Source organism: Sulfitobacter sp. JL08, from assembly GCF_003352045.1.
Classification (GTDB): domain Bacteria; phylum Pseudomonadota; class Alphaproteobacteria; order Rhodobacterales; family Rhodobacteraceae; genus JL08.
Genome location: NZ_CP025815.1, coordinates 895,525 through 908,514 on the forward strand (window position 1 = coordinate 895,525; position 12,990 = coordinate 908,514).

The 12,990-nt window shown below is 54.0% G+C and carries 9 protein-coding genes; 5 read left to right on the forward strand and 4 right to left on the reverse strand.

What is annotated here, in order from left to right; translation table 11 throughout:
• The first annotated feature begins 66 nt into the window (after positions 1 to 66).
• From C1J05_RS04525 to C1J05_RS04535, 3 genes are all read left to right on the forward strand, one after another.
• Positions 67 to 375 carry a hypothetical protein gene (locus tag C1J05_RS04525; RefSeq protein WP_114869216.1) on the forward strand — a complete coding sequence of 103 codons (309 nt, stop codon included), beginning with the start codon at positions 67 to 69 and terminating at the stop codon, positions 373 to 375.
• 368 nt (positions 376 to 743) lie between these two features.
• Entirely contained in the window at positions 744 to 2,684 is a 1,941-nt protein-coding gene (locus tag C1J05_RS04530) for a DUF3604 domain-containing protein (RefSeq protein ID WP_114869217.1), read from the forward strand.
• Positions 2,685 to 3,134: 450 nt separating this feature from the next.
• Positions 3,135 to 4,235, forward strand: a complete 1,101-nt coding sequence (locus C1J05_RS04535; protein ID WP_114869218.1) for a tyrosine-type recombinase/integrase — start codon at positions 3,135 to 3,137, stop codon at positions 4,233 to 4,235.
• On the opposite strand, the gene C1J05_RS04540 is transcribed toward C1J05_RS04535, so the two are convergent.
• Positions 4,214 to 5,044, reverse strand: a complete 831-nt coding sequence (locus tag C1J05_RS04540) for a class I SAM-dependent methyltransferase (protein WP_114869219.1) — start codon at positions 5,042 to 5,044, stop codon at positions 4,214 to 4,216. The genes C1J05_RS04535 and C1J05_RS04540 overlap by 22 nt on opposite strands.
• A gap of 295 nt (positions 5,045 to 5,339) precedes the next feature.
• Here C1J05_RS04540 and C1J05_RS04545 point away from each other — a divergent pair, with 295 nt between their 5' ends.
• Positions 5,340 to 7,286 carry an adenylate/guanylate cyclase domain-containing protein gene (locus C1J05_RS04545; protein WP_114869220.1) on the forward strand — a complete coding sequence of 649 codons (1,947 nt, stop codon included), beginning with the start codon at positions 5,340 to 5,342 and terminating at the stop codon, positions 7,284 to 7,286.
• 255 nt (positions 7,287 to 7,541) lie between these two features.
• Here the strand turns inward: C1J05_RS04545 and C1J05_RS04550 are convergent, their stop codons facing one another.
• Together C1J05_RS04550 and C1J05_RS04555 are read right to left on the reverse strand one after the other, a co-directional pair.
• Entirely contained in the window at positions 7,542 to 9,383 is a 1,842-nt protein-coding gene (locus tag C1J05_RS04550; protein ID WP_254684701.1) for a DUF3604 domain-containing protein, read from the reverse strand.
• Between the two features lie 319 nt (positions 9,384 to 9,702).
• Positions 9,703 to 11,625 (reverse strand): DUF3604 domain-containing protein, encoded by a 1,923-nt coding sequence (locus C1J05_RS04555; RefSeq protein ID WP_114872107.1) that lies wholly within the window; start codon positions 11,623 to 11,625, stop codon positions 9,703 to 9,705.
• Positions 11,626 to 12,124: 499 nt separating this feature from the next.
• On the opposite strand from C1J05_RS04555, the gene C1J05_RS04560 reads away from it, so the two are divergent.
• Positions 12,125 to 12,598 carry a hypothetical protein gene (locus C1J05_RS04560; RefSeq protein WP_114869221.1) on the forward strand — a complete coding sequence of 158 codons (474 nt, stop codon included), beginning with the start codon at positions 12,125 to 12,127 and terminating at the stop codon, positions 12,596 to 12,598.
• A 64-nt stretch (positions 12,599 to 12,662) separates the two neighbouring features.
• On the opposite strand, the gene C1J05_RS04565 is transcribed toward C1J05_RS04560, so the two are convergent.
• A complete protein-coding gene (locus C1J05_RS04565) occupies positions 12,663 to 12,989 on the reverse strand; it encodes a hypothetical protein (protein ID WP_162797916.1) in 327 nt (108 codons plus the stop codon).
• Position 12,990: the final 1 nt, after the last annotated feature.

Genomic DNA, 12,990 nt, shown 5'->3' on the forward strand with positions numbered 1-12,990 from the left:
CCGAGACCATAAACCGTCAGCGCGCTTGGATGCGCCTCTCAACAGAGGACCATCAAACTGATCTCCATGCATTACAATCAGGCGGCGTCCGTCATTGGTGCGGTGGATCACCCGTTTATCCAGACGGATTCCAAACTGTCTCAACAGGATCGGACGATAATGACAAGCTGCCGGTTGTCGCAGTTTTTCATCGTGGTTTGGCGGCCGGGGATCCGGGAACATATCGAGATCGAACTTGATGCTCTCTTTGCCATGCTAAAGAAAAACGATGCCTACTTTTTGCCAGCGCGTTTCCCGGACACAGGCTTAGAACGCAATCACAAAGCATTCTTCGAAAGAGTGGTCGCCACAAACGGCAAGTGCTTCGAAAATTGAGTGGTTTGCGGAAAGACAGTTCAGCCTTGAGAATAGAATTATCTCTCCTGTGCTAATCAAATAGTCGCACAGGTGTTGGGGGCTAATGCGAAATTACATGCTGAGATCGAAAGCAGCCATGCAAACCAAACTCGGAGAACGGCTGGTTCGAGCCCAGAGAGGCCTTTGGAAATCGCTTGCCCAGATGCACATCGCAATACAGAAATGTGTATCGCAAGCCAATTTCAATAATTTCAAGAAACGGAAGCCCAGAGCGACCCAAAGGTTCGACCTGCGTCACCGAATGAGACGTTTACAAGCAATATGCTTTCATTTCTTCAAGAACCTGTGCAAGACTTGGGACAAATTACCCGGAAGGAAAAATAGATATGTCTCGCTTAGGCTTTCTCACTTATTCGACCGCACTCGCATTGTTCGTTAGCGGCGTTGCTGTGTCACAAGAATATCAGGCAAATGAAGATCAACTCGCCGATGTTTTTCCTATAGATACTCCCTACTCACCCTATGTGGATCGTAATTTCCCTGAACGGCCATTGTGGGGTGACAACCATTTACACACTGGTCTTTCAATGGATGCAGGAGGTTTCGGGAACCGTCTGGGGCTGCGTGAAGCGTATCGCGTTGCACGTGGTGAACAGGTTACAGCATCTTCCGGTCAGGATATCAGACTTAGCAGGCCTTTGGATTGGCTTGCCATTACCGATCACTCCGACGGCATGGGAATGATAACAGACATTCTTGCAAAGTCCCCAATTGTCACACAGTACGAACAAGGTGCGCGGTGGGCGGAAGGCTTCGGAGCCGGCGGTCAGGATGCCGTTAATGCGACCCTTGATCTGATTACAACATTTTCTCAGGGTGAAATGGACCCGGAAATGTTTGCGAATTACTCACCGGGCGCGCGTCGGTATGCCACGATTTGGGATGATGTCATAAACGCTGCTGAAGAGTTCAACGACCCGGGCACTTTTACAGCTTTCATCGGTTTCGAATGGACCTCACTTGAAGCGGGTGCCAACTTGCACCGCAATGTCATTTTCCGCGATGGTCCCGATCGTGCAAGGCAGGTTGTACCCTACACAACACTAGCGCCGGTTGGCAGCAATGATCCTCTGGATCTGTACAAATATCTTGAGGACTACGAAGCTAGGACAAATGGCGCAACAATGGCCTTTGCGCACAATGGCAATCTTTCGAATGGGATAATGTTCCCGATGGACGCGCAGTTCACTGGCAAGGCAATAGACCAGTTTTACGTCGAACAGCGGGCCAAATGGGAACGCATGTATGAGGTCACGCAAATCAAAGGTGACGGAGAAACCCATCCGTACCTGTCACCAGATGATGAGTTTGCGGATTACGGGACTTGGGACGTTGGCAACCTTGATCTGAGCGAAGCCAAAACCGACGATATGCTCGCAGGTGAGTATGCCCGCGAAGCTTTGAAGAATGGTATGTTGCTTGAAGAGAAATTCGGTACCAACCCATATAAGTTCGGCATGGCAGGTGCGACGGACTCTCATACATCCTTACCCGCAATTGAGGAGAACAATTTCTTCGGAAAGCACACTGGATATGAGCCTTCTGCTGAACGCTTAACGCATCCATTTATGAGCAACGAAAATGGCGAGCTTTTCAGTTGGCAACAGGTTGCGTCCGGTTTGACGGCCGTCTGGGCACAGGAAAACACTCGTGCATCGCTCTTTGATGCAATGGACCGCAAGGAGGTCTACGGCACAACCGGGCCACGTATGGCAGTGCGGTTCTTTGGCGGCTACGATTTCACTGAAACTGATCTCATCCGCCGTGAGATCTCTGAAGTCGGTTACACCAAAGGTGTTCCGATGGGGTCCGATTTGACTGCCCCGCCGGAAGACGGTGCAGCCCCGACTTTCCTGCTGGCTGCCTTACGCGATCCTATCGGCGCTAATCTTGACCGCATTCAGATCATCAAGGGTTGGATCGATGCGGATGGTAACACGCAGGAAAAAGTGTACGATGTTGTCTGGTCTGGCGATCGCGTCATAGGCGACAACGGTAAGCTGCCCGCCGTCGGCAGCACGGTCGACCCTGCAACGGCAACATGGTCAAATACAATCGGAGCGTCGGAGCTCGTCACTGTTTGGGCCGACCCGGATTTCGATGCGAATGAACGGGCGTTTTACTATGCGCGCGTTCTCGAAATCCCGACGCCACCGTGGTATCTCTATGACGTTGTGAGATACGGGCTTGAGGCTCCAGAAGGGGCACCTTTGGAACAACAGGAACGGGCTTACACATCTCCCATCTGGTACACGCCGAAACCTTGAATGGACCACAAAACAGGAGCTGACAGTAATGTCGGCTCCGTGCGCTAAGCAGCCATCGGGGCAGTCTGCGGCGAATGACCGGTCCGAGCAACTGAGACATTCGTTGTTCCCGCAGCGAACGTCCGGTCCTGTTGAAAGCCGACGTTCGGACTGAAATCTCGAAAGTTTGAGTTTACGATAGCGACTTTGGGCCGGAAGTACCCTTGCACTAGTCCACAGGGACAGCCATTCAATTCGTTCCACTTGACGCCAGTATAGGTATGAAATAGTGGATGAATCCACTGGGCGGGCGTTGTGTAGTGGTAAGACCTTAGCCTTCCAAGCAGGTGTCCTACGTATCACTCTGTTGCTTATTGCCGTTAACCATATCATTTTATTGACTTCTGTATCGCATACTGCATGCTGTTGATACCTATAGTATGATACTGTTTCCGACAAAAAGCCGACAAAATGCCAAAGCTGACAGAAACCTACGCAAAGAAGCTTTCGTTCTCGCCCGAGGGGACGCAGAAGTACTGGGACACCGAGATAAAGGGGCTTGTGCTCTTTGTGGGGAAAAGGTCGAAGACCTGGTATTTTCAGAAAGACGTTGGAGGCCAGACCAAGCGTGTACTGATTGGTCGCCACCCAGTGATCTCCTCGCAGGCGGCCCGCCAGACCGCTATGGAACTTGCACTGGAAATGGGGCGTGGGGCAGGGAAGGCGGCCCAGATTGGCGCACCAACACTACAGACCGCGACGGAAGCCTATTTGGCCCGCCCAAAGCTAAGGTCAGATCAATACAAGCACGGTGTTCGAGCCTACATGGAAAACCAGCTCAAGGACTGGCTGAGACTGCCTCTGGACGAGATAACAAAGTCCATGGTTGTGCGGCGCCACCAGCAACTGGCTGACAACCCATCAACGGCGAACCATGCCCTGCGATATTTCAGGTCGATTTATAACCATGCACGGCGCACGCATGACCTGCCAGAGTGTCCGACTATGGCAATCGAATGGTATGAAGAGCAACCCGACGGTCGGACGATCGAGGATTTGTCAGAGTGGCGGCGCACCATTGATGGATTGCGCAATCCGATCCACACGGTGTTCTATGAGTTGTTGCTGTTCACGGGCCTGCGGAAAGGCGAGGCACTGAACCTTGAATGGAAAAACGTCTATGAGGATCGCATCCATCTTCCAATGACCAAGAATGGCCGCAGTTTCGATTTGCCGATCCTGCAAACACACCATGATATACTGGCACCGCTCAAACCGCTGAGCCGCAAGTGGGTGTTCCCTTCGCCGAAATCTGCGACCGGATACATCACTGGTCCACAGCGCATGAAGTGGAGCGCCCACGCGCATCGGCGGACTTTTGCAACTGTGGCGATGGAGGCGGGCGTGCTTGAAGAAGTGGTGGGACGGCTTCTAAATCACACGCCTTTGTCCATTACAGGTCAACGCTACACTCTGCCTTCACTGGATGCTCTGAGGCCGGCGATGGAGACGGTTTGCGCCGAACTGAAAGAGCGGCAGCAGTCCAGAGTTCAACCAGGCAGTCGCGCGTGAATCTCGATCGGGGCAATTAAGCCTGACTCTATGTTCTGAACCATATGACGAACTTTCAGCGCAGTATCATCGCCCATGATGAGATGCAGCCCCAGCGGCGGAGGACCGTCGGCATTGGCTTGCGCAGCAGCCAGATCAGCAAAGAACTGTTTGGCAAACGCCGTTCTGTCGATGCGCTCTCCGATTTCGAACCCAACGGACTTTAAAGCCGCCTCGTAGGTCTCAGGCGGTGCCAGCGCGCTTTGGTCGTCGGAAGATGCCCAAGGCGCAGGGTAGTCCATTTGCCCGCTGCCCACCTGCATCACATCGTAGATGGCGAAGATGCCGCCGGGTTTGAGAACTCGTGCCGCTTCTCGTGCGATCCCGGCTTTGTCGGCGATATTCATGCCCACATGGATCATATAGGCAGCGTCCATCGTGTCCTCTTCGAGCGGCAATTCGAGCACGCTGCCTTCAACAAGCTCGATCTGGTCTGCCAATCCAGTCCATTCGGTCAACGCACGCCCGGCCTCAACAAATTCGGGCGTCAGGTCGATGCCAGTCACATGAGCACCTGTCGTCGCGGCGACGAAGCGGGCAGGGCCTCCCAATCCGCAGCCAAGGTCCAGTACACAGCTTCCTTGTGAAAGCTGCAGCGACTTCACGAACGGTTCTGTCGCGCGTCGGCCACCAATGTGAAACTCGTCCACTGGCGCCAGGGCGCCATGAGCGATCGGCGGTGTCAGGTCCAGGGCAGTGCAGCCATCGGAGATACGTTTTAGCAGGTGTCCGGAATGGTAGTGCTGAGCCACATCTTGCAAATTGGTCATCGGAAAACCTCCTTTGTTGAATGCAAGCAGGATAGATCAGATGACTCTGCATGTCAGCTTTGCCGAATTTTTAGCATAACTATCGAAGGGGTTCTGATGAGCTGCAGAATTTCTTATGGGACTGACAATTCAAAAGCGGGCGCTCATGCAAAACGCAGCGAATGACTGCCCTGAGCCCGGAGCTGCCATTGGTTGAACCGTTGTATTTTCTGACCCAGTACAACTTTTACCGAAGAGTAGATGGCATGCTGGAGTTTAAGGTGCCGTTGCAATAATCTGCATCTCGGGAGATCAAATGGAAAAGCGCCGTCTCACAGTTATTCTGGCCATTGATGCTGTAGGGTATTCCCGCTTGATGGAGATTGCTGAGACGAGAACGCTTTCAACTCTCAAGTCCCATCGCGCCGAGCTAATCGATCCCAAGGCTTCTCAGTACGGTGGGCAAACCATCAAACTGATGGGCGACGGTGCCTTGATGGAGTTTGCAAGCGCTGTGGATGCAGTTCGGTTTGCGGTCGAGGTGCAGCTTGCGATGGCAAAAAGAAATTCTGCTCTTCCCGATGACGAAAGGATCGATTTCCGTATCGGGATCAATGTCGGTGATATAATTGACGATCGAGGTGACATACACGGAGACGGAGTAAATATCGCGGCAAGGATCGAAGGGCTCGCCAAAGCGGGCGGGATTGCTATGCACCGGAACGTGCATAGCCAGCTGCGCGGAAAATTGGACCTTGATTTCGAAGATCAGCGGGACGTTTCGGTAAAAAATATCCAACAACCGGTTCCAGTGTTCGACGTATCGCTTAATGAAAAGGCCGAAGCGCTGGCTACACCGGTGTTCAAGCACGACGAAAGCCAACGCCGGCAAGTTACGCGATTTACTGCTTTGGCAGTGGGCTTGTGCGCAGTGATTGTCTGCGTGGCGTTGGTTTGGTGGCAATTTAGTAGACCAGATTTCGCCCCGGTTGGGTCAGCGGAAATGGACATTCCACTTCCGACCAAACCATCCATTGCCGTGCTGGCGTTCAACGACTTGAGCCAAGGGGACGACAAGGATTACCTCAGCGATGCCATCAGTGAAGAAATCATCAGCAAGCTGTCGCGGTTTCCCGAGTTTTTCGTCATTGCCCGGAATTCCAGCTTCTACTACCGGGACAAGTCCGCAGACGTACGTGATATCGCCGGCGAGCTAGGCGTGCGATACGTACTGGAAGGCAGTCAGCAAAAGTCAGGTGACCGGATCCGGGTGATTGCCACTCTCATTGACGCAACTGTCGGGTACGCCATTTGGACGGAAACCTATGATCGGGAAATGGACGATATCTTCGCACTACAAGATGACATTGCACGCACCATTGTTGCAACGCTCGAGCAGAACATCGACATCGCTGAATACGATCGCCTGCTGCACCGACCGACAAAAAGCCAGGGTGCGTATGAGCTTGTATATTTGAGCCGGGCTGAACGGTTTAAGTTCACACCTGAGGGCAACGAAAACGCTAAGCAACTTGCGGAAAAAGCGCTCGAACTCGACCCAGATTACGCGATTGCCTATTTCAGCCTCGCTTGGGTACATATTAACTGCGATCGGTGGGGATGGTGCGCCGACCGGAAACAAGAGGAAGCGCTTGGCCTTGCATTGGAAGCTGCCCGAGAAGCTGTTGGGCTTGATCCAGACAGCTCCCTTGCGCATTGGGTTTTGGCACATGCATATATGCAAGCCAACTCGCTAGATCAGTCCGAAAAAGAGTACAATCGGGCTATTGAGCTTAACCCTAATTCGGCAGGAGTGTTAGCGGGCTCGGTAGAAACGCTAGTCTACCTCGGACGGGTCAATGAAGCGGTCGACAGGCTGACAACCGCCATGCGCCTCAATCCACATCACCCCGATTGGTATCTCTGGACCCTGGCCTGGGCCCGATACTTTGCAGGTCAGTATGAAGCTGGGCTCGAAGCTATAGATCAAATGACAAACATGCCCAATCTGGCGCGTCGCACCCAAGCGGCCTTGTACGTGCGAACTGGTCAAACGGAAAAAGCAAGGACATCCATTAGCGAGCTGCTTAAAAACCAACCTGACTACACCATCAAGGATCAGCTCAATAGCCTTGAGGGAAAGTTCAGGGATCACAACATCGCCGAACGCTTCATTGATGACCTGCGCACAGCCGGGCTGCCGGAAGGATACTGTTCTCAACACCACCACCCCGACTGCAAAGAGAGCCACAATCACCAATAACCACCTCAAGAAACGCATATGTTGGTCCAGCCTCCATGGCCTGTCTTACGATCTACGATCTTTTATCTCCGGCCCCACCGGAAATTCTAAATCTCAAATTCTCAATTACGACAGACGCCGATGAAAACCGGCGTAGGTCAGTTCCGAGCCCCAAAACAGCCGAAAAAAGACGCCACCTTGCAGTTGGTGACGCCTTTCACGCTTTGACAGCCTAAACGAAGTTCTATCTCCAGTCGCAAATCGAAAAAGCTGGAGTCACCCTTCCGGCGTGTACCAGATCGGTGAAGTGTAGGCGCGTTCCTGATGCTTTAGTATGCCTTCGGCCGGGATCTCTGAGCCAAGCTTGACACGGTCATAGGCAAGCCATGTTGGTGTTGGAATTTCCAGGATGCGCACATAATAGAAGGCACTGCTGGATGGATCGAAATCCGGGTCTTCCCAATAGGCTGCCAATGCTGCCCCTCCAATAGTGTTGGTATAGGTCGCGGTCTCCAGATCGACTGTGTCCCCGACAGGGCGATCGCAGCGATTATTGTCCGAAATCGTTCGTTCGTCCGAGCAGGCCACGTCATAAATCCGTTCCTGGGACACTCCGTTGGCATCAAGCCAGCCCTTCACAATCTGGATCCGGTCGAGGTTGGCACCATTCGGATCACGCAAGGCGCGGACCATCAGTTTGGGCGCGCGCCCCTCGGGTGCCGCGGTCATGTCGCCGCCCATGGGCACACCGTTTGCATATCCGATGGTGGCAAAGTCCGGCGTAAACACATCGTCCTCCGTGAAATTCCATCCGGCGAAGACCCTGAGCACCGGTCGCGTGCCGGTAGAAGCATATACCTCCTTGCGGGCCATCGCGTCCCATATCGCTTTTCGGGTGTTCTCCCGAGCCCAAACACCGGCCAGCGCTCCAGCCGTCGTCTCCCAGTGCTTGATTTGCACGCTTCCGTCACCATCTGGACGTCGATCTGAAACAACGTCGTCGTCATAGCGGAAGGCACCAGTACCGGGCTCCACGCCGGAGAATTTTCCGAAGTAGTTTTCTTCGCGTGTACCGGCAAGTGAGGTATGGGAGTCGCTCGATCCGATCATACCGAATTTGAAAGGGTTAACGCCAAGCGCTGCTTGCTGCTCCAACCCGAGCTTGAGCGCGCTGCGGGCATATTCATTGGGAAGCATTTCGGGTGTCTTTGCTTCTAAGCCGAAATCGCCCTTGTCCCAGATATGGAAGTCGGCGAACTCGTCTTCGGGCGAAAGGAAGGGATGCGCCTCTCCATCGCCTTTGCCCTGAGTTACCTCATAGATCGGTTCCCAACGCATCCGCCGTTTTGCGTAGGCCGCGTCGATGGGCTCGCCCGCTCGGGTCTCCACGTCAAACATCAATCCATTGGACAAGTTGCCGTTATGTGGGATGGCGAGCACCTGGCCGCCGGTTTTCTCCTCATAGATTTCGAGATAGTCCCACAAATCCTCTGGATCTTCTGAGTCATATGCTGAGAACGGCAGCACTTGCTTTACACGGTCGTCGTCATCCCGGAACAACACCACGCGGTGCAGGTTCCTGACGCTGGGAGATGAGGTCCACTCGAAAGCATGCAATGAAGTGAAGACACCCGGTTCATTGTGGTGTTCGACGGCATCAATGAGCCGCTCCCACATGTTCCTTTGCAAAGCAACGTTTGGCATTGGGTTGATGCCGGTCGCCACCCCTTCTTCGCCCCACTTTCCATAGGCGCCGTAGCTGTCCCCGGCCTTGACGAGATCGTGGACTTCCTTGCCCCATCGATCGCGAAGCAGCGCCGCATCTGACTCCTCAATCATCACCGCCAAGCCAAGGTTCTCTGCGTGATCCGCTACGACGAGAAAATCCAGTGGCTGAATCAAGCGCGCTTCGACGCCGGTGGATGATACTACCTTCTCTCCTTTGGCGAACCGCAAGGCAGAGTCGGGAGGCAGGCGGTTTCCGATCATGCCTGCATCGGTCGAATAGGACGTGTGCAAATGCGTATCGCCCCAAAAGACTTGTGTGGGATGTCCGCGGTAAAGATACGGGGAGTACTTCGCTGCGCCAATATTTACATTGTCCTCGGTGATCGACACGTCAGCTGCAATCGCGGTGGTCGATGCAAGGCAGGCGGAACTCGGTCATAGCTTCATCGAACTTCGCTGCGGGGGGAGCCACCCGAAGCCTGAGCGCCGGGCTGAGCACCTGTCGCACTGGTGGTTGAACACATTCCTGCGCAATTGCGTCGGTGGACGATCTGCAGAACCGTCTGCTTCACGTTTGATCTGGTCTATGCAGCTCTTAGTTTGGCCGAATTCAATGATGCTCCATCAAACTACTCAGCCATTTGTAAGAACCGCAAAAAAAGAGACGGCCCGTCGGGCCGCCTCGGTTCTCACTTTGGGAATGAGTTGTTCAACCAGGCGTGTACCAGATGGGTGACGTGTAGGCGCGTTCTTGCGTTTCCGTGGGCGCCTCTTCGGGCAGTTCTGCGCCCATTCGGAAGGCATCATAAACTGTCCAGCGCGGGGTCGGTATCTCTATAACCCGTGCGTAGTAGAAAGCCGACTGGGAAGGATCAAAGTCGGGATCGGTCCATACTGTACCCATCTCAGCCTGCCCGATCGAGTTTGTCCACGTCGCGCGCTCAACATCCACTGTCGAGCCAATTGCAGGTAGCTTGCCGTTGGCGTCGGGCTGTCTGTCACCGGCCCATACCACGTCATAGACTTGCTCTTGGGTTGCCCCATCGGAATCCAACCATCCTTTTACAATCTGAATGCGGTCCAAGTTTGCCCCAAGCGGGTCTTTGAGCGCATATACCATGAAGTTAGGTGCCTCGACGCCCTCGGGGCGCGCTGGGAGATCGCCGCCCATTGGCGCACCCTTGGCGTATCCCGGCGTCGCTGGCGTCCGCGATGTCAGGTCATCAATGGAATAATCCCAGCCGCCGAAGAACCTTACTCCCATACGTGATCCCGTAGTTGCGTAGACCTCCTTGCGTTCCATCGCGTCGAAGATTGCTTCGCGGGTGTTTTCAGTTGCCCAGACCGCCGCAAGACCTGAGGCCACCATCTCCCAACTGATAAGCTGCACATCGTCAAATTGGGCAACAACATGTTTTGGTCGCTGTGGGCTCGGCTCTGCACCAGAATGCTTACCGAAAAAATTGTCCTCCTGAGCGGTGGCGAGGGACGTATGGCTGTCGGTCGAGCCGACCATACCGAACTTGTAAGGATTGGTGCCCAGTGATGTTTCAAGCATCAGCCCAGTTTTTAGCGCCTCGCGGGCATATTCACCGGCCAACATGTCCTCGGTCTTTGCCTCGGACAAATTCAAGTTACCTGTGTCCCAAGTCTCGTAGTCGGCAAACTCATCGTTTGGGCTCAGGAAGGGGTGGGCCTCACCATCACCCTTGATTTGCGTGGCCTCATAGACAGGCTCCCAGAGCGCACGCGTCGCTGCGTAATCTGCATCCAGTTCACGACCATCAAATTGTGCAACCTCAGGGAACATGATGCCGTTGGACAGGTTGCCGTTGTGAGCAATGGCCAGAACGTCTCCGCGTGTGACCTCCTCATAATTCGCCATCCAGTTCCAAAGATCGCGCGGATTGATCGAACCGTTTGGCGCTTCAGTCGTGAACGGGTCCATCATTCCAGCTTTGTCGCCCCCGTCACGATACATCACCACGCGGTGCATGTTGGCGCCCTGTATGAGCGAAGTCCATTCGTATCCTATGAAGCTAGAGAATTGACCCGGTTCGTAAGCTTCTTCCGCTGCTTTGATTTGACGTTGCCAGACCGAGCGGAATAGTTTGGAGCCAGCCTCGACGGCTAGTGCTGGAGAAAGTACTTCGCCGCGCGAATAGGCATCGACCAGTTCTAGCGCCGCAGTGACACCCTCGTCGCCACCATTGGCGACCATGGTCGCAATACGGTTACCTTCGGGATCGGACATGATGCTGGGGTCTTGGTCGAAGATCATGTCGAACAAGCCCATGTTGTCCGAGTGGTCAGCGACAACTAGCCAGTCAAGTGGTCGGGACAGTCGCGCCATGAAACCCGTAGTGGACTGCACTTCCTCCCCCTTGGCGAAGCGGTATGCAGCGCGCGCGTCCAGCCGGTTGCCAAAGGCGCCTGCGTCAAATGATGTCGAGGTATGCAGGTGTGTATCGCCCCACAGCGGGCGGTCTGGAATGCCGCGCTGAGCGTAAGGGGAATAGGATTTTCCAGGATATGCTTTCTTGAGACTTTCAGCCTCCGGCGTTGGTTCGAAAGCAAGTGCCGTCGACCCCATTAAACACACAACTGTGGTTAGTGACAAAAACCGCTTCATACTTTTTTTCCCCATGCTTTTTCCCGATGTTTCAACTTATCTGTGCTCCCAAAAAAAATTGGAGCCAACCATCACGATTCACCCGCCGCTTGTGTGAGTATCATGGATCATCACTTAAGACTGTCATCTGCAGTCATTTGGAGGAAGAATTGGTGAAGAACGACAGTTATGTGGTGCCGATTCAATCGATCGCGAACCTTGAATCTTCGCAGTTGCGGCGAACGGCTGGAAGGTCCGCAACTCGGTCATAGACGAATTTTTGACGAGCGTCTGCTATCTCCGGAACCGGTCATTGACAGCAGAAAGTTCGGTTTTTCGCGACCGAACGACCGCTGAGCAGCGCTTAGCCGTCATCTGAGATAAACAATCGGATGACTGAGTCGAGCCCTTCTCAGACCTTGATCGCGTACGCAGCATTCGAAAAGATGGGTAGAGACACTCGACTGCGTTCGATGGAATAGCAAAATGGTGTTTTAAAGTTGTCAGACCACTTCGCTCAATGGAGAAACAAATGTGTCGATCGATCCTGATGCAGCTAATGGCAATGGGGATATTGGGCGGCCCCGCATCATCCCAACCGCTTTTGGAAGAATCCGAGGCCTTCAATCCCTACAGCGAGACGGCGATGGCAATTACCGGCCCAGTGATTTTGTCCACCAAACGAATGGTTTTCGAGACCGGCAGGTTTCTTGATCTCGAAGTTATTGACCCTCGGGCTGCTGGCAATTGGGGCGCGTCCGGCGATGTGCCTGTTGCTCAGGTATTCCGTGTATCAGGGGATGTCGGACCCTTGCGGCAGGGAAACACGCTTTGTGGAGACCAGCCAATAACCTATATGGCAGCCTGGGACGAGGAAGGCTCCGGTTTTAGCTATCTAGGCATCGCAATGTTCACCGGGATAGACGCGCCCACAAGCATTGCCGACCAGACTATGTGCGCGACCTATTTCTTCTCGATGAATGTTGCGGACTAGTTCAGAAGTTGTTCTAGCATATTCGACTGAGCAGGCCATTCATTGCCTGGCGCAAGCATGTGGTTCAGCGGTAAGGAATGCTGAAGAACGAGAAGCTGTTGGTCTGGGTGATTACAGGCGCTTCCGTTTCCGCCATTAGGCTCGCCATCGCTGCGCTGCCCGTCGGGCAGGCCACAAGATCGGCAGCATCGTCGAGGAAATCGACCGTGAACGCCGTTTCGCCGACAAGCTGGCACTCGTCTGCAACGCTTCGGTATCCGCGGACAAAGTTCAGTTCCGGGTCAGGTTCGCTGATCGCGACTTCGGGAGCAGTTTCGACGCATCCCGATGCGGCCAGCACCAGAGCGCAGATGCCGATTGCAGTCATACACCTTTCGAGGCGTTGTTTCATT